The organism is Winogradskyella sp. ECml5-4 (assembly GCF_036903175.1).
GTDB lineage: Bacteria > Bacteroidota > Bacteroidia > Flavobacteriales > Flavobacteriaceae > Winogradskyella > Winogradskyella damuponensis.
Genome location: NZ_JAYJLF010000009.1, coordinates 168,088 through 186,553, shown reverse-complemented (window position 1 = coordinate 186,553; position 18,466 = coordinate 168,088). Strand labels below are relative to the sequence as shown.

Below are 18,466 nucleotides of genomic sequence, written 5' to 3'. Positions count from 1 at the left end.
AAAACAGCAAACCATTCCAAACCAAAACTCTAACCCAACCAACCTTCACGATCTAAACTACGATACTGAATCGCCTCACTGATATGAGCCCCTAAAACAGATTCCGAACCCTCTAAATCCGCTATCGTTCTCGCTACTTTTAAAATTCTATCATAAGCTCTAGCAGAAAGATTTAAACGCTCCATTGCCGACTTCAACAGTTGCAATGAATCTTCATCTAACTTACAATACTCACGTATTTGTTTCGTATTCATCTGCGCATTGTAATGAATATGCTCCAATGCTTTAAAACGTACAGTCTGACGCTCTCTAGCCTTAATAACCCGCTTCCTGATATCTACAGAAGATTCACCACTCCTCTCATCCGCTAATTTTTCAAAAGGAACAGGCGTAACCTCTATATGGATATCTATTCGATCCAATAACGGCCCTGAAATTTTCCCCATATAACGCTGCATTTCTGCTGGAGATGATGTGATTGGCGAGCCTGGATCATTGAAATAACCGCCCGGACTCGGATTCATACTAGCCACCAACATAAAAGACGACGGATAAGTTACCGTAAATTTTGCTCTAGAAATCGTCACCTCTCTATCCTCTAAAGGCTGACGCATAACCTCTAAAACTTCACGTTTAAATTCAGGTAACTCATCTAAAAACAAAACACCATTATGCGATAAAGAGATTTCACCTGGCTGTGGGTAACTCCCACCACCTACAAGTGCAACATTTGATATCGTGTGATGCGGACTTCTAAATGGTCGTTGCGCCATAAGCCCCGTATGTGCTTTCACCCTTCCCACTACCGAATGTATTTTAGTGGTTTCTAAAGCCTCGTGCAATGTCATTGGCGGCAAAATACTAGGCAAACGTTTTGCTAACATCGTTTTTCCTGAACCTGGCGGACCAATAAGAATAATATTATGACCTCCCGCTGCTGCAATTTCCATACAGCGCTTAATAGACTCCTGCCCCTTAACATCTGCAAAATCGAATTCTGGAAAATCCAACTTTTTATAAAATTCCTCTCTCGTATTTATAACAGTCTGCTCTAAAGGCTCGCCTTTATCAAAATGATCAATAACTTGCCTAATATTTTCCACACCAAAAACCTCTAAATCATCTACAATAGCAGCTTCTTTTGCATTTTGAATGGGTAGTATAAACCCCTTAAAACCTTCCTCTCTAGCTTTTACAGCAATAGGCAAAGCCCCTTTAAAAGACTGTAAGCTTCCATCTAAGGACAATTCTCCCATAATAAGATAATCCTCTAGGTTTTCAGCTTTAATTTGATCTGACGCAGCCAAAACACCAATAGCCAAGGTCAAATCGTATGCCGAACCTTCTTTTCGTAAATCGGCAGGAGCCATGTTTATTGTAATCTTTTTTCCCGGAATTCTATAGCCGTTATTTTGAAGTGCCGCAGCAATACGATAATTACTTTCCTTAATAGCATTATCCGGAAGCCCGACTAAATGATAACCAACACCTTTATCCACATTGACTTCAACAGTAATAGTCGATGCTTCAACACCAAAAACAGCACTTGCGAAAACTTTTTTAAGCATGAATTGTTATTTTCTTAAAAATAGAAATAAATCTTTTATAAAAAAATAGAAATCAAGGTTTTACCTAAATACCAATCAAATAACAACCGTCACAACTGTATTTACAATGGTTTTTATAATCTTATTCTTTAAATGCCCTAGTCGTAATTTAGAAATTCCCGCCTGATACAATGCATTTAGAATTAATAAATCTTTCTGACTTACTAAAAGCCACTCATAATCCTCAACAGTTAATTCCCCAGCCTGCAATAAGCTTGTCCAACGCTCTAATTTTACTTTTGACAGAGTCAAAAACGCTTCAATATCCGCTTTAGTTTCTTTTTTATAATCACCATAACTCTCACCTAAAACCAAAAGCAATTCATCTTTTAACAACTTTAATAATTCTTCAATATCCATAATTAATTAGCGCTTAAAAAGTTAAGAATATTAGTTTCGTTTGTCTTATTTTTATTTGCCTCATATCTAATAATCAAATCTAAAGACTCACTTACCTGAAGCTTAGCTTCATCTATAAAAATATTAGACAACCGCCCTTTATCTTTCCAACGTTTAAAAAACCCTGCCAAAAGATTTCGATCTTCATTAGCCACAACTTGCCACATTGCATAACTAACAGCATTGTCTGGTTTATTCTTTTCGTATTCCACAATTTTATCAAGCTCTAACAAAAACACTCTTACATCTTCCTCGTTTTCAGCATAAGCTTCAGTGGCATCACCCATAAGACTCAAGCCTTCTACTTTAATAGAAATAGCTTGCTGATACGAATACTGATCAAAAACAGCTGTTTTAAGACCTTTACACGACACAAAAAATAAAACTAACAACAGCAGCAAAAAAGGCAACCTGAATAACATTGCTCTTTTTACCTGTAAGTACTGAAACGAAAGACTTGGTTTCATATGTTTTTTATTTAGATTATTACTTTACCACACTTCAAGCGCCTTAGCATCGTACAAAAGCACGACCTCTCACAATACTAATTCACCTTACGAGATAACAATTCCCAAAAACCCCTAACAACTAATTAGAACTTAAAAGGATTCTTGAAGTTATGAAAAGATTTGATATTTTAAAACTTAAACTCAAAAACAACCACCCCAAAAGACCTAAAAAACCAATTGAGACACTATTTCTTAGCTGTCACAAACTCTAAAGCACGACGCTCATTATAATACACGTTCCCCTTACCAATAAACCCAACATGCCCACCATACTTTGGCATTTCTAAAAATAAATTAGGATTATACTTAGCTTCTTTTACGGGATAACATTCTGCCGACAAAAAGGAATCATTAAGCGCATTAACAACTAACGAAGGCACCTGGATATTTGGCAAAAACTGCAAGCAACTAGCCCTCTCATAATAATCAAAAGCATCCTTAAAACCATGCGCTCTTGAAGTATAAACGTTATCAAAATCAATTAAAGTATTTATTGAATTAAAGTCTTCAATCGACATATTATCAGGAAATTGTTCTAGCTTAGGTTTTAATTTATTTTTTAAATGCGCCAAAAACCGAATAGCATAATGCTTGTTTTTTAAACTCATCAATTCACCACAAGAACCTCTTAAATCACAAGGTGTAGAAATAGCAATAACAGCTTTAATTTCGTTTGGCAAATCCCGCCCTTCTCCAACATAGTTTAAAGTCATATTAGCACCAAGACTAATACCTTTTATATAAATTTCATCGTAAATATCTTTAGACAAGACATGCTTTACAACAGCATCTAAATCTTCCGTAGCACCAGAATGATAACTCCGAAACAACAAATTAGGCGCACCACTACACCCTCTAAAATTAACCGCAACAGCATCAATACCATTATCATTAAAGTATTTTGCTGCACCGGTTATATACGGTCGTTGCGCATTACCTTCGAGTCCATGCAGCAAGATAATAACCTTATTAGATTTATTTTGCGCATAACTCCAATCTAAATCTAAAAAATCTGAATCTAACAACGTAATACGCTCTCTCGTTTGCTTAACTCCATCAACTTTTCGGGCTAGCCCCGAAAACACAGTAGACACAAAGCTTTTTTTAGCCCAAAAAGGCGGCTTATAAGCAGATTCTATTATTGGCATTTGGTTTAACTTTTATAGTTACTTATCAGTATCAGCTTTCAAAAAAACAGCTTTCAACAAAAAACACACGTGTTTCAAAATTAATCAAGAACCTCTACCGAAGTAAACTCAAATTTTCCTCCATTAAAAAGCCCTTTATCACTCAATTTTAAAGCTGGAATTACCAGCAACGCCATAAAAGACAAACTCATATATGGTGCATGAAGCGTGCTTCCTAATTGTTTTGCCATTTTATCTAAGTCAGAATACTGCTTTCCTATGATAGTCGCACTTTTATCGCTCATAATTCCCGCTACAGGAAGCGCCACCACTTTTTCTTCAGAATTAGACACAGCACAAATACCACCTTCATTTTCCACCAATAAATTTACCGCTTTACAAATCGCTTCATCAGAAACACCAACAGCAATAATATTATGCGAATCATGACCAACAGAACTCGCAATAGCTCCTTCTTTTAGCCCAAAGTTCTTAATAAAAGCAATTGCTGGCGTATCGTTTTGGTAACGATTAACAACCGTCATTTTTAAAACATCTGTTTTAGTATTTGACACCAAATTACCGGCTTCAATAGTCGCATCCTCTACAAGCTCATTGGTTACCAGCTCCCCATCAACACATTCAATTACTCGAATTTTATGCACTTGTGATTCCAATCTAAAATCTGAAACTTCTTTTTTACTGGTATTGAAATTATTGAGGTTTTCAAATTCAACATGTTTTATTCTAGACACTCCATCACCATAAACCAACTCGCCATTAATGTACGTTTGAAGCGTTTTAAAGTCTTTTAAATCTTCTACAACAATACAATCCGCATTATCACCAACATTTAACAAACCAACATCTAAACCATAGTGCCTTACAGGATTTACACAAGCCGACTGAAGCACTTTAAATACATCTACACCTTTTGCAACAGCTCTAGCACATAATTGATTAATATGCCCTAAAAGCAAATCATCAGGATGCTTATCATCACTACAAAACATCATATTTCTGTAATGCTCATTTAACAAATCTATAAGCGCATCAAAGTTTTTAGCAGCACTACCTTCTCTGATAATAACCTTCATCCCTTTTTGAAGCTTCTCTAAACCTTCATCATAAGTAAAACACTCATGATCTGTAGAGATGCCAGCCGAAATATACTTTGTTAAGTCATCTCCCCGCAAACCAGGCGCATGACCATCAACAGGTTTATTATAATGTTTGGCCCATTCTATTTTCCTCAGTACTTCAGCATCATCATAGATAACTCCAGGATAATTCATCATTTCAGCCAAATACTTAATATCAGGATTCGCCATTAAAGTTTTAATCGCATCAGAATCAATCACTGCTCCTGCCGACTCAAAACTCGTCGCTGGCACACAAGAGGGTGCTCCGAAATTAAATTTAAAAGGCGTTTTCTTTCCGTTTTCAATCATAAACTCCACACCTTTTACACCAAGCACATTGGCAATTTCGTGCGGATCAGAAACTGTAGCAACTGTACCGTGGTTTACAGCAATCTTCGCAAACTCAGAAGGTACCAACATAGAGCTTTCAATATGAATATGCGCATCTATAAAACCAGGTAAAATGAAATGATTTTCTTCACAATCCTTTTTTACAATGGCTTTTATTTTACCATTTTCAATGGTTACTTCTCCTTTGTAAATGTTTCGATTACAAATATCTACGATGTTTCCTTTTAATATCAAACTACTAAATTTATTTATGTTACAAAACCACCTAACAAACACATACAACTATCTTATTTTAAAACAACTGCATGCAAATTATTAAATAGTAACTTTAATTATATTTTTGGTGTTTTTAGTGACTTTAAAACGGTCATCTGCTCGTTTTCCTACCAACCAAACCACCTTATTATCTGAGGCTAAAATCCAAGTATTTTCTTTTTCCACTAACGACACTTTTTCGTCTTTAAGATATTTACTAATTTTCTTTTTACCTGTCATTCCAATAGGCTGAAAAATATCTCCTTCTTTCCATAATCTAAATTCTAATGGAAATTTCAATACATCTTTATCGACAAAAATGGTGCTTTTAGATACATCAAAAAGGCCTTCAACATTCTCAAAAGAAAGCTCTCCTATTGGAGTTTCTATTTCGTTAGCTAGTTCATTAATGAATAGCGCCTCTTTGCTTTGCGCTGAGTTCCCCAAATCGGTTAAAATTAAAAAATCACGATGTTTTATTAAACGATGTGAATTAGACCTCACCAATTTACCCGATTGTGCCTCTAATAAGTTTACAATGTCATTCCACTCTGTAAATCCGTAACCCTTAAAAATTTCATATAAATAAGCTTTAGGATTATGGACTTTTTTAAATTCAGAAATCTTATAAGTTATCCCAAATTTATCAATACTTTGAATTGCTCGTTTTGAAAAAGCATCCAAACTTTCCTCAACAATATCAGCTGTATCATTAAGATTCACTAGTGTGTTTTGAAAACTATCTAGCAACTGCGGATTAATTTCTTTTAAGATTGGAACAACCTCATGTCGTAATTTATTTCTCAAGTATTTCCTAGAAGCATTACTCGCATCTTCCCGCCAAAGGATATTTTCTTTTTTTGCAAAAGTTTCGATTTGCGCTCTAGAAAAGGACAACAACGGTCTAACAATATTATTTTTAATCATCGGAATTCCGGTTAACCCATTTAACCCAGTTCCCCTTGTAAAATTAATAAGAAACGTTTCCAAATTATCGTCTGCATGATGTGCTGTTAAGATATAATCAAACTGTAATTGCTCTGCTAATTCCTTAAACCAATCGTAGCGTAACTCACGCGCCGCCATTTGTATAGAACGTTTATGCGCTTTAGCATATGCTTCTGTATCAAAATTTTGAATAAAAACTTCAACATCTAACGCTTCAGCCAATTCCAACACAAAAGCTTCATCCTTATGACTTTCTTCTGCTCTTAAGTTAAAATTACAATGTGCCAAAGAAAAATTCAGACCTAATGCGTGGCATAAATGTGTTAACACCACACTATCAATTCCGCCAGAAACAGCAATAAGCAACTTGCTTTCGTTTAAAACCGAAAGATTATTGTTAATATGGATTTTGAAGTCTTTTTGCACATCTCAAAGGTATTGAAATTATTCATTTCCTAAGAGGCACAAAGAATCAAAGTTTTTCAATTTCTTAACCATAAATACGGATGTTAAAATGACATTTATCATATCAACCTGTTTTCTTTTTATTTAACTTTAAAAGAATTTAAAATTATTAGGTCATGAGTGTAACAGAAAAATCAACAACAGAATCTGCACGAACCGCCTTTGACAAAAAGGTCCTTTCGGCATTACCACACCTTCATCCTTATGTAAAACACAGAATTTATATTGCTGAAACCTCAGGTATTTTACCAAAGAACATGTTTTCTTCTAATGGTATTATTGACGAAAGCATTATTATACTTTACGATAAAGGCTTTAATGTAGATGCAGAGCCTATGGCTATAAAACTTGAATTGTTTAAAATTGTAGACAACTATATGAATGTGCTGTTTAAAAATGAAACATTTCATAAAAGCACAATAAGCACAGACGAGCTTCTTAAAAAGGAATTATCTAAACTTAGCGAAGATTATACCGTTGATGCCGATTTTGATTTTATTTTAAATACCGAGCTTAATGATATTTCTTATCATCAAGATCAGAGTGAGCCATTGCAATTGTATGCCAATAAAGAAACATCAATTTTAAAGGCGTTTGACATCAAAGACTTACCTGCTTCAAAATCGCATAAGGCCTTTGGACAACTTTATAGTTGGCTACCTTTTAACGTTTCTAATATAGTAGATTTATATATTATAGGAAAACTAGATTTTGAATCTATTGCTAAGATTAAGAAGATTGAGCAAAAACGTGTTGAAGCTATTTTTGACAAGGTTAAGCGTACATTTAGAAGACATATTGAATAAAAGCACACAGAGCCTCTAAACAATTAGAAATTGAAGCTGAAGTTTAATCTTCAAGCGCTTCACGCATAGCCTTTGCTTTAATCAAACATTCCTCGTACTCTTTGAGTGGATCACTTTTTGCCGTAATGGCTCCACCTACAGAATATGAAATGTATTTTTTGGTTTCGTTGTAAAGGATACTTCTAATAATCACATTAAAATCAAAATCACCATTGGGCGCAAAATAACCAACAGAACCGGAGTACAATCCTCGTTTTGTTTCTTCGAGGTTTTCAATGATTTTCATGGCTGATATTTTAGGAGCACCCGTCATGCTTCCCATTGGAAATGTTGTTTTTATAATGTCTACCGGATTGGTTTCTTGCTCAACCTCTGATTGAACCGTAGAAATCATTTGATGCACTTGCAAAAACGAATATACTTTACACAGCTCTTTTACCTCTACACTTCCTTTACAAGCTGTATGTGATAGGTCATTTCTAACCAAATCTACAATCATTATATTTTCGCTACGCTCTTTAGGATCTTTAGATAACTCTTCTGCCAGCCTTAAATCTTCTGCTTTATCTTCTGAACGCTTTGCAGTTCCCTTTATAGGTTGCGAGATGACTTTAGTTCCTGTCTTTTTAATATAGCGTTCTGGTGATGCAGACATCATGTACTTATCTTCAAACTTTAAAAAACTCGCAAAAGGTGGACGTGATATAGCATTCAATTTTTTGAATGTCTCCAACGGATTTATTTCACTGTTTTCCGCATAAAACTCCTGACAAAAATTAGCCTCATAAATATCGCCTCTATGAATGTGAGTTAGCATTTTAGTGACTTTATCGGAGTAGTCGTCTTTATGTATTCTTAGTTTTATTTTGATAGGATTCTGAGACTTCTCAACTGCGCTCGAAGAGACACAAGAATTAATAGACAATAGATCATCTGCTATCTCATCATCTACCATTTTTAAATACTGAATTTCAACCTGATTGCCTTTAAACAAAAAGACTTTTTTAGGCTGAAAGAAATACAAATCAGGAAAATCTAAACCATCAATATTTTCAGACTTTAGACGTTCTGTAGTGTTTTTTAAATCGTAAGCCAAGTAGCCAAAAATCCAATCGTTAACAGACAACTGATAATCTTTTAAACGCTCAAAAGCATCAAAATAATCGGTGCGAATGGCCGTAAACGCATCTACTGCCAAAACCGCATCATAACTGCTATATTCATCGTTATGATTGTTAGAATCTAACCACACAACATCATCAAACTGCTGACTCCAAAGCAGTAGGTTTTGCTTAAAGGCCTCAATATTTTTTGGTTGATGATTTTGTGTTGTTCTCAATAGAAAAATAATTGCTGCAATTTACTGAAATAATATGATTTTTTTAATTGACTTTTTTGTGTTTGAGGTATGGAAAGAAATTTATTTCATCAGAATTTACCCCCTAAAGTTCCCTCAAGGAGACAATTCTTAAAAACATATTTCATATTTCTTAAAACGCAACAGTGAGACTGTCCCCTTGAGGGGACTTTAGGGGTGTTTTCAAAGTTAAATTTTAATTCCTCTTAAATACTTTACCTAACATAGGTAATATAAAAACCTTGCAGGATAAATGATTAGAATTGTATATTTCAAAAAAATTAAAACGCCATGTATAGTTTAAGTAACGACCTCTTACAAATCAATATAAAATCTAAAGGTGCAGAATTATGCAACATCACTTCTGTAGAAAACAATACTGAATTTATCTGGCAGGCTAATCCTGGCATTTGGGGAAGCCATGCGCCAAATTTGTTCCCTATTATTGGCTGTATGAAAGAGAACAGCTATATCTACAACAACAAAACATACCACATGCCCAAACATGGTTTTGTAAGGCATAACGATAATTTTGTTGTCAAAAACCAAACAAATACAAGTATCTCGTTTTTATTAGTATCTAATGACGAACTGTATAAACATTATCCTTTTTTATTTGAATTCGAAATCACTTATACACTTGCTGGTAACACCTTAACAATTAACCATACGATTACAAACTCAGACGCAAAAACACTTTTCTTTTCTTTAGGTGGCCATCCTGCGTTTAATTGTCCGCTTTCTAAAGATGATAATTACACAGATTATTATCTAGAATTTGAACAAGCAGAAAACAGCCAATCGTATATATTAAACACCAATAACGGATTATTAACTACAGAGTCAATACCTGTATTTAAAGAGGGAAACAAAATACATTTACGTCCAGATTTATTTAATAAAGATGCTTTAATCTTCAAAGATTTAAAGTCACGAAGAGTAAACTTAACCCATAAAACCAGAGGAAAAGTATTAACTGTAAACTTTAAAGATTTTAAACAACTAGGCATTTGGGCAAAACCAAATGCACCTTATGTATGCATTGAGCCTTGGTTAGGTATTGCCGACAATGAAACTACGGACCAAAACATAGAAACTAAAGAAGGAATTTTAAGCCTCAAAGCAGGTTCTGTTTTTAACGCTTCTTACAGTATTGAAATAGAACAAAGCCATTTAGTGTAAGTTGAGTAATAAAATAGTAGCTTTGCAGCAAAACTTTGCAACGTGACTTTTAAAGATCTTAATTTAAACACACCTTTATATAACGCCTTAGACGATTTAGGATTTACAACTCCTACTCCAATCCAAGAAGAATCATTTAGTGTGGTGGCTTCTGGTAAAGATGTGGTGGGTATTGCACAGACTGGTACAGGAAAAACACTGGCCTATATGCTCCCTATTCTACGTAATCTTAAGTTCTCAAAACAAGATAACCCAAGAGTCTTAGTATTGGTACCAACAAGAGAATTGGTTGTACAAGTTGTTAGTGAAATTGAAAAATTCTCTAAATACATTAATAATCGTGTGTTAGGTGTTTATGGTGGCACCAACATAAATACACAAAAACAAGCTGTTGCTCAAGGGCAAGATATCATTGTAGCTACACCTGGTCGTTTGTATGATTTAGCTGTGAGTAGAGTTTTACAGTTAAAATCCATTCAGAAATTAGTGATTGACGAAGTAGATGTAATGCTAGATTTAGGCTTTAGACATCAGTTAATGAATATTTTTGATATCCTACCACAACGTCGTCAAAACATTATGTTCTCTGCAACGATGACAAAAGATGTAGACGATTTAATTACGGATTTCTTTACGAGTCCTGCAAAAATATCAATAGCTGTTTCTGGTACACCTTTAGAAAACATAAAACAAGAACGCTACGATGTTCCTAATTTTTACACCAAAGTAAATTTATTAGAACATTTACTTCACGATAAAGAAACCTTTTCAAGAGTCTTAATTTTTGTGGCTTATAAGAAAATGGCTGACCGCCTTTTTGATAAACTTGAAGAATTATTTCCAGGTCAATCTTGTGTTATTCACTCTAACAAAACTCAAAACTACAGATTGCGTAGTATTGAGCAATTTAGAGAGGGTGAAAACAGATTACTAGTTGCTACAGATGTAATGGCTAGAGGTTTAGATATTGAAGGTGTATCGCATGTTATTAATTTTGACACACCAGACTATCCTGAAAATTATATGCACAGAATTGGTAGAACTGGTCGTGCAGAACAACAAGGACACACCATCTTATTGTCTACAGAAAAAGAACAAGAAAGCTTAAAGCGCATTGAGGAATTAATGCAAATGAAAATTGAAACATTATCAATTCCTGAGCATGTAGCTATTTCAACCGAATTAATAGAAGAAGAACGTCCACAGATTAGAGAACGAAACAATCCAATAAAACGACGTGATGAAGATGCGCCAGGACCTGCTTTTCATGAAAAGTCTGAAAAGAACTCTAAAGAAAATTTAGGAGGCTCTTATAAGTTTAAGATTGCAGCAAAGTATAAAAAACCTAAAACACGAGGAGATAAAAATTACAACCGTAGAAATAAGAAATAGTACACACTATCACCTTGCCACTTAGTATAAAGCACAAGTGGTAAAACAACACTAACAATTAATCTCGTATATTTATTCGCTGTTAACCAACTTTAAGATACAACCAAAACAATAATCTATCTTAATTTTTACCATAAAAAAACCCTAATCAAATTAATGAAAAGGGTTTGAATATGTCAAGTACATGCAGGATTGTATTTATGGAAACATAAATCTATGACCCTAACCTCACAGTTAATCCTGCATTTGTACTTGATTTTCTATTAAATCCTTAATAGGAACAATAAGTCTTCCTTCAGAATTCTTTAAGATTACAGAGATGCTTTGCACGGCATCTATAGTGTATACTTTTTCGTTAAAAATTATTTTTTGTCCAACTTCAAATGTTTTTCGCGCATAAAACGTATTTAATAATTTACCTACGACATCTCTTGCACCTAAACCTACAGCAATAGCAAAGGCTATTAGGAAAGCTGCAATAATCATGTTTATATTATTGGTAATTATATAGGTGTCAATTCCGGCTTGGTTTAAAGCTGTTATAGAAATAAAAGTAAGCAGTAAAAAGAAAACAACATTACTGATCATTTTACCACCAGACAAGTCCATTGACTCAAAAAGAGACTTTAATCCGTTCTTTACAAAATTCGCAAACAAAAGCCCTAATATAAATATCACTAATGCAGCAAACAATTGAGGTAAGTAAGCTAGTAAAGCGCTAACTTGATTAGATATAATCTCTAAGCCCATGATATCAGATGCTGTAATTAGCAGCACGATATACATTAACCATTTCACAAAACTTGAAACAATCTTTACAGTATCAAAATTGAGTTTTTTACCTTCTAAAATTTCAATTTCATTAAGTTTATCATCTAATTTATTGATTTTCGCTAATTTTAAAACTTTCTTTATTAGCTTAACAATTAATTTAGTTACAATCCATCCAATAATTAAAACAATAAGCGCACCTATAATATTCGGAAATATTTTAGTTATCTCTAACCACATCGTGGTTAAGGACTGCGTTGCAATATCTTTAAATTCTGTCATTTTTTCCATACTAATAATATTACGCTAGGATTTATCTACTATTTTTCTCTATTATTTGTTACACTCTCAATGATATGAGCAATATTATACGAAAACAACTCAGCTATTTCCATAAGAAGCTTGGCAAGAGCAATATCATGCATAACTTTGCTTTTCAGTTCTTGCGGAACTTCCTGTAAAGGCTTATCGATGTTCTTAAATGGATTTTCCATCTTTCGTATAATTTGCGTACTTACGTACTAGTTTTTCCTTTGCTCTTTTTAATCGCATTTTCACTGCACTTTCTCCTATTTCTAAAGCGTCAGCTAATTCTTTTATTGATAAATTATCTTGGTATTTTAATAATAAAATCATTTTTTCTTCTGGTGAAATCAGCTCCATAACCTCTTTCAATTGCTCTACTCTCATGTTTTCAAACTCAACAGTAGAACTTACATCTTCACCAATATTCTCAATATCTACAAGTTCCGAACTTACAGATTTTTTTTCAAATTTTTTCGCTGTATTCCTTGTTACATAATTCACACAATGGTTATAGGTAAATGCATACAACCATGTTGAAAATTTAGACTTACCTTTAAAACTCGCTAATTTTACAAAGACTCTTAAAAAAACATCTTGTGTTAAATCCTTAGCTTCATCAACTCCATTAGCAAATCCATAACACTTATTATAGACCATATTCGCATATCTATCGTACAGCACCTCGAACAACATAGTGTCGTTAGTTTTTACGATTGCTTCTACGAGCGCTTCATCGGTTAGGTTATGAATAGCGTCTTTAGTCAAGGTACTTTTTTAGTCTATTAATTAGTTGGTTACTGGTATTAAGACACTCCTTTAATTAAGAGGTCACATTTATTCTAAATAAAATTCTTATTTTTTTAAATGATCTTTAATACCATTTAAATGATGCTGTAATACTTTTGCTGATATTTGAATTTCCCCTATTAAAAATAGTAAAGACACAATAAGCCTAAATCCAAATGCTCAAACAGCTATGCCCTACGATTTACATATATCTTGTCAACTTTACGCTCAATTTCAGGTTATTGATTTACCTAAAAATGAAAGCATCCTGATGCTCGTATCTATTTTTTCACTTCAACTCCTAACTAAAGCAGCATACACTAAAAACCGCTTGGCGCAAGCAAGCATTATTAACGAAATTAAAGAATAAAAGTGCTGGTATTCTTAGCCTTAATTCTTCCTTAAATCCATTTTACAAAATTAAAGAATAAAAACATTACAAATAAAAAAAGCGAACTTTATTAAGTTCGCTTTTTACAAAAAATTAGTAATGGAACACTAGTCCTTCCCTTCGTCTTTTAAACTCCATCGCAATAGTAAAATACCTATTCTAGCAATAACAAATGAAAACAAACCAAAGGTTGCTGTTAATAGTGACACTTTTAGTCCACCTGCAAAAATTGCTGGATCAGGATCTCCCATAGCCTCAACAGAATCAAAAGCTGTTATTAAGCCAATAACAGAACCTAAAAATCCTAATACTAAACCTAATAAACTAGAATCTACAGTTAGTTTCAGCATTTTTTCAGATTGTTCTCTAGTCTTTTTTAAGGCGATAAAACCTTTTACCAAAAAAAACACAGATAATAAAAGACAGATTAAAATTAAGGACATAAAAAACGGTCCGCCTTCATTAAACCGATCTACAAATGGATTTGATACTATCAAGTGATTTAAAACTAACTGTTCGTTCATGATTGATGATTTTAAATTAAACATAGGCCAAACTTAAATGATATACACACTCAATAATTATAATTGCGACGAATAACCGTTTTAACTTGCGATTAAACCTATTGCTAAATCCATCACTAAATCCGTCATTCGTCTATAAACTCCTTATACACTACAAAAATGCAGTATTATTGTATTAAGAATATTGTAAATGCTTAAAAAAGAATTCATATTAAAAAAAATAGGACAAGGACTACTCCATGCGCTTTTTTGGTGTGCTGTACTCCTATTCTACACCTATTTTTTTGGTGTGGGCAGTAATAATTTTAACGATACGCTTGTATTCTCATTGTTTTTAATGCCAATTACTATAGCCACAACATATGTATCTATTTATAAATTAATCCCAGATTACCTTGTAACAAAGCGCTATTTCCTATTTGTTCTTTACAGTAGTTATACACTGATTATTTCGGCCTATTTGGTGATGGTTTCTATCTTTTTTAGTTTGATTTATATTTCTAATTTCGAATATAATGACATGAATCCACTAACAAGAAACATCCTATTTGTAATGACAGGCATCTATCTTGTTACCTTTATTGTGAGTGCTTTTAAACTTATGAAGTTAAACATAAAAGCATCCCAAAAGACTAAAACCCTCGAAACCAAAATTCTTGAAACACAACTTAAATTAAAAGAACAAGAGCTGAAGTATTTAAAAATGCAGATTCATCCACACTTTTTATTTAACACACTAAATACCATGTACGGTTTTGCTTTAAAGAAAGCAGATGAAACTCCAAAAATGATATTAAAACTGTCTAACTTATTAGATTACCTACTGTATCAAGCCGACAAACCTTTTGTAAATTTAAAGGATGAAATAAATCACATTGAAGACTATATCAGCTTAGAGCAAATGCGTTTTAGCGATACTTTAAATGTAGAATTCTCCAAAAACATAAGTTTAGAGAATATTGAGATGGCACCAATGTTATTAATTCCGTTTGTTGAAAACAGTTTTAAACACGGAAAAATTAGAAACGGCAGTTTAGACATTTCTATTTATATAAAGGCAAATGCTGAAAACATTACATTCAAAATTAAAAATAGTTCTGCTAAAGATTTAAGTATTAAAGAAGGTATTGGTTTAGAAAACATAAAAAAACGGTTAGATTTTTTGTATCCCAACCAACATCAACTAGAAATTAATAACAGCACCAATGATTTTGAAGTTTTACTATCGTTAAATCTAAAATCTAAATTAACAGATGCCTAAATCTATTACATGCATTATAGTTGACGATGAAGCTATCGCTAGAGAAATTATTGCATCTCACGTGGCACAAATTGAAACTATTGAAGTTATAGCACAATGCAAAAATGCCATTGAAGCCTTTAATTTTATTAGCAATAACAAAGTAGACTTAATCTTTTTAGACATTAATATGCCTGAGATTTCAGGAATATCATTTGCCAAAGCCATAAACAAAGACATCAAGATTATTTTTACCACAGCCTACAGAGATTATGCTGTAGAAGGCTTTGATTTACAAGCCGTAGATTACCTATTAAAACCTATTGCTTTTGAACGTTTACTGCAAGCTGTAAATCGTTATTTTGAAGTCGCCTCCACTACTATTGATACGACTTTAACCGCCACAGAATCTAACGACTTTATATTTGTACGCTCAGACAGACGCATGCTAAAAGTAGATTTTAATGCCATTATATATGTTGAAAGCTATAGCGATTATATAAAAATCCATCTTCAAGATGAAACCATAACCACTAGAGAAACCATTACGTCTATTGAAGCAAAATTACCTAAGACGCAATTTTTAAGAATTCATAGGTCTTATATCGTCTGTATTGCCAAAATTCAATCGTTTACTAACGAACATATTACAGTTAATCGAAAAGCGCTTTCCATTAGTCGAAGTTATAAGAAAGAAGTTTTGAAACGTCTAGAAAATTTTTAACTTTAAACCTGAGTTCGATATAAGAGTTAATTTCCAGAACCCTAAAAAAAGGTGAGATTTGAAGTATAAAATTTAAAGTAATATCGAGATATTTCAATAATTTTATACGAATAGATTGCATTTTTTTAGGTTTTCCGCAGGATTTGATGAATTTTCCCCAATTCTTGATATGATTTTTTTAAATTAACAAGTTAGTCCTTCAAAAATATATCTGCGAATTGAATAAAAATTCATTCAAACTGAAACAAATATTATATCAAACTCAGGTTTAAGAAAATAAACACCCAAATCTTAACGTTGTATAGCAAATGCTATTCTTTTGAAAACCTGCTAAATGAGTGATTATCTACACAAAACTATTCCAAATTTAAAACCTTTTAGCTATGAACGTCATCACGATTCGCATTTTATAAATCAGCGATGGGTTTTGGTGAATGGCATTTCTAAGAAGAAATCAATTTATACGTTTAAAGAAGACAATATTCTTGAAATATCACAAAAAGACAATGTGATTCAAACCTCATGGAATATTAACATCCAAAATATATTTTCTATTGAAACTGAAGATGGCTTAATTACCGTTAAAGCCTATTTTAAGGACGATGATATATTAGTCCTTAACAATCAAAACAAAGACGAATTTGCACTTTACATAAATACTTCCAAATATGATGTTGAGTTAAATTCTATTGAAGACATCAACACCTTTTTAAAAGAAAAATACAAAAAGAAAGTCAGCACCATAATTTACGATCACGAATTTTATTACATCGAACAATCAAAAGAATATGGGCCTTTTACAGTAGAAACATTAGCTGAAAAAGTAAAATCTGGTGAGATTAGTGCGTATTGCTTTGTTAAGGATGTCAATGAATACGATTATAGCAAACGAATGCGAATCGAAGATTTAATCAAGGAACTATAAAAATAAAGCGAAAACCTAAATAGATTTTCGCTTTATCCTATTATTTATTTACAAACCGTTAGTTACTCCTGTAATCCAGGAATAGCAACCATTTCGTTAACATCTTTATCGTAATCAACTCCTTCAACATTAAAGCCAAACAAGTTAAAGAAATCCGTTTTATAACCTTCTAAATCACCAATGTTTGGTAACGTTTCAGTTGTAGCTTTTTTCCAAAGTTCTAACACTTTAGCTTGGATATCATCACGCATTTCCCAATCGTCAACACGAATTCGTCCTTGCTCATCCAATTGTAAATCTTCAGCATATAAACGCTCGTTAAATAAACGCTCTATTTGCTCAATACAACCTTCATGAATCCCCTCTTCTTTCATCACTTTATACAACAACGAAATGTACAACGGAATTACAGGAATTGCAGAACTCGCTTGTGTTACTAAAGCTTTGTTTACAGAAACATAACCTTTTCCATTAATAGCCTTTAGTGAATCGGTAATTTCAAAAGCAGTGGCTTCTAAATGATCTTTAGCGCGACCAATAGTCCCTTTTCTATAAACCGCTTCAGTTAATGAAGGGCCAATATAAGAATAGGCAACCGTTTTAAAATCTTCCGATAAAACATCAGCAGATTTTAGTAGGTCAATCCACATTTTCCAATCTTCACCGCCCATTACAGCAATGGTATTATCAATATCATCACCAGAACATGGTGCTATTGATATTTCTTTTACGACTCCTGTATGAAAATCAACCGTATTATTGGTAAACGTATCACCAATAGGCTTTAATACCGATTTAAAACGTTCTCCAGTATCGGGATGCGTTCTTACCGGTGAAGCCAAACTGTAAATAACCATATCAATCTTACCTAAGTCGTCTTGAATCAATTTTAAAGTTTGTGCTTTAATTTCATTAGAAAAGGCATCACCATTAATACTCTTAGCGTACAAACCATCTTTATGAGCTTGGGTTTCAAAAGCGGCACTATTGTACCATCCTGGCGAAGCCGGACGCCCTTCTGTTGGTGGTTTTTCAAAAAACACACCAATAGTTGAAGCATTAGAGCCGTAAGCACTTGTTATTCTTGATGCCAAGCCAAATCCTGTTGAAGCCCCTATAACTAAAACGTTTTTAGGACCGTTAGTTGTTGGTCTTGATTTTATATAATCTATCTGATTTAATACGTTTTTCTCACAGCCTGTTGGATGTGATGTTAAACATATAAACCCTCTAGTTTTTGGTTCTATTATCATATTTTA

General features: G+C 33.2%; 19 protein-coding genes. 7 read left to right on the top strand and 12 right to left on the bottom strand.

Features of this window, described 5'->3' with window-relative positions; all coding sequences use genetic code 11:
* Nucleotides 1–29 precede the first annotated feature (29 nt).
* The 6 genes from VDP25_RS11080 to tilS all read right to left on the bottom strand — a co-directional run bounded on the left by VDP25_RS11080 (nt 30) and on the right by tilS (nt 6,764).
* Nucleotides 30–1,568, bottom strand: coding sequence for a YifB family Mg chelatase-like AAA ATPase (locus VDP25_RS11080; protein WP_334469722.1), 1,539 nt, complete (start codon nt 1,566–1,568; stop codon nt 30–32).
* 75 nt (nt 1,569–1,643) lie between these two features.
* The gene (locus VDP25_RS11075; RefSeq protein ID WP_334469720.1) at nt 1,644–1,967 is read right to left on the bottom strand and encodes a hypothetical protein; all 324 of its coding nucleotides are present in this window, start codon (nt 1,965–1,967) and stop codon (nt 1,644–1,646) included.
* A 2-nt stretch (nt 1,968–1,969) separates the two neighbouring features.
* On the bottom strand, nt 1,970–2,473 hold the full coding sequence (locus VDP25_RS11070; protein WP_334469718.1) for a hypothetical protein: 504 nt from the start codon (nt 2,471–2,473) through the stop codon (nt 1,970–1,972).
* A 227-nt stretch (nt 2,474–2,700) separates the two neighbouring features.
* Complete coding sequence (locus VDP25_RS11065; protein WP_334469716.1) at nt 2,701–3,663, bottom strand: YheT family hydrolase; 963 nt, start codon at nt 3,661–3,663, stop codon at nt 2,701–2,703.
* 80 nt (nt 3,664–3,743) lie between these two features.
* Entirely contained in the window at nt 3,744–5,369 is a 1,626-nt protein-coding gene (gene ade, locus VDP25_RS11060) for an adenine deaminase (protein ID WP_334469714.1), read from the bottom strand.
* 81 nt (nt 5,370–5,450) lie between these two features.
* Nucleotides 5,451–6,764, bottom strand: a complete 1,314-nt coding sequence (gene tilS, locus VDP25_RS11055; RefSeq protein WP_334469712.1) for a tRNA lysidine(34) synthetase TilS — start codon at nt 6,762–6,764, stop codon at nt 5,451–5,453.
* Nucleotides 6,765–6,919: 155 nt separating this feature from the next.
* Here tilS and VDP25_RS11050 point away from each other — a divergent pair, with 155 nt between their 5' ends.
* Entirely contained in the window at nt 6,920–7,609 is a 690-nt protein-coding gene (locus VDP25_RS11050) for a hypothetical protein (protein WP_334469710.1), read from the top strand.
* Between the two features lie 43 nt (nt 7,610–7,652).
* Here VDP25_RS11050 and pabB read toward each other — a convergent pair whose 3' ends face one another.
* Nucleotides 7,653–8,948: an aminodeoxychorismate synthase component I gene (pabB, locus tag VDP25_RS11045; protein ID WP_334469708.1), complete on the bottom strand. Its 1,296-nt coding sequence runs from the start codon at nt 8,946–8,948 to the stop codon at nt 7,653–7,655.
* A 309-nt stretch (nt 8,949–9,257) separates the two neighbouring features.
* Here pabB and VDP25_RS11040 point away from each other — a divergent pair, with 309 nt between their 5' ends.
* Entirely contained in the window at nt 9,258–10,148 is an 891-nt protein-coding gene (locus VDP25_RS11040) for an aldose 1-epimerase family protein (RefSeq protein ID WP_334469706.1), read from the top strand.
* A gap of 42 nt (nt 10,149–10,190) precedes the next feature.
* A complete protein-coding gene (locus VDP25_RS11035; RefSeq protein ID WP_334469704.1) occupies nt 10,191–11,540 on the top strand; it encodes a DEAD/DEAH box helicase in 1,350 nt (449 codons plus the stop codon).
* A 234-nt stretch (nt 11,541–11,774) separates the two neighbouring features.
* Here the strand turns inward: VDP25_RS11035 and VDP25_RS11030 are convergent, their stop codons facing one another.
* The 3 genes from VDP25_RS11030 to VDP25_RS11020 are packed head-to-tail and all read right to left on the bottom strand — an operon-like array spanning nt 11,775 to nt 13,382.
* Nucleotides 11,775–12,593, bottom strand: a complete 819-nt coding sequence (locus VDP25_RS11030; RefSeq protein ID WP_334469702.1) for a mechanosensitive ion channel family protein — start codon at nt 12,591–12,593, stop codon at nt 11,775–11,777.
* Nucleotides 12,594–12,631: 38 nt separating this feature from the next.
* Complete coding sequence (locus VDP25_RS11025) at nt 12,632–12,805, bottom strand: hypothetical protein (protein WP_215924847.1); 174 nt, start codon at nt 12,803–12,805, stop codon at nt 12,632–12,634.
* The gene (locus VDP25_RS11020; RefSeq protein ID WP_215924848.1) at nt 12,789–13,382 is read right to left on the bottom strand and encodes an RNA polymerase sigma factor; all 594 of its coding nucleotides are present in this window, start codon (nt 13,380–13,382) and stop codon (nt 12,789–12,791) included. Before VDP25_RS11020 ends, VDP25_RS11025 begins: the two co-directional genes overlap by 17 nt.
* Before the next feature lie 211 nt (nt 13,383–13,593).
* Here VDP25_RS11020 and VDP25_RS11015 point away from each other — a divergent pair, with 211 nt between their 5' ends.
* Nucleotides 13,594–13,773: a hypothetical protein gene (locus VDP25_RS11015; RefSeq protein WP_334469698.1), complete on the top strand. Its 180-nt coding sequence runs from the start codon at nt 13,594–13,596 to the stop codon at nt 13,771–13,773.
* Nucleotides 13,774–13,901: 128 nt separating this feature from the next.
* On the opposite strand, the gene VDP25_RS11010 is transcribed toward VDP25_RS11015, so the two are convergent.
* The gene (locus VDP25_RS11010) at nt 13,902–14,318 is read right to left on the bottom strand and encodes a MotA/TolQ/ExbB proton channel family protein (RefSeq protein WP_334469696.1); all 417 of its coding nucleotides are present in this window, start codon (nt 14,316–14,318) and stop codon (nt 13,902–13,904) included.
* 190 nt (nt 14,319–14,508) lie between these two features.
* Between VDP25_RS11010 and VDP25_RS11005 the strand changes: the two genes are divergently transcribed.
* The 3 genes from VDP25_RS11005 to VDP25_RS10995 all read left to right on the top strand — a co-directional run bounded on the left by VDP25_RS11005 (nt 14,509) and on the right by VDP25_RS10995 (nt 17,207).
* Nucleotides 14,509–15,579 (top strand): sensor histidine kinase, encoded by a 1,071-nt coding sequence (locus VDP25_RS11005; RefSeq protein WP_334469694.1) that lies wholly within the window; start codon nt 14,509–14,511, stop codon nt 15,577–15,579.
* Nucleotides 15,572–16,282: a LytR/AlgR family response regulator transcription factor gene (locus VDP25_RS11000; protein WP_334469692.1), complete on the top strand. Its 711-nt coding sequence runs from the start codon at nt 15,572–15,574 to the stop codon at nt 16,280–16,282. The genes VDP25_RS11005 and VDP25_RS11000 overlap by 8 nt, the downstream gene beginning before the upstream one ends.
* A gap of 334 nt (nt 16,283–16,616) precedes the next feature.
* Nucleotides 16,617–17,207, top strand: coding sequence for a hypothetical protein (locus tag VDP25_RS10995; protein WP_334469690.1), 591 nt, complete (start codon nt 16,617–16,619; stop codon nt 17,205–17,207).
* Nucleotides 17,208–17,269: 62 nt separating this feature from the next.
* Here the strand turns inward: VDP25_RS10995 and fabV are convergent, their stop codons facing one another.
* Nucleotides 17,270–18,460, bottom strand: a complete 1,191-nt coding sequence (fabV, locus tag VDP25_RS10990; RefSeq protein WP_334469688.1) for an enoyl-ACP reductase FabV — start codon at nt 18,458–18,460, stop codon at nt 17,270–17,272.
* Nucleotides 18,461–18,466 lie beyond the last annotated feature (6 nt).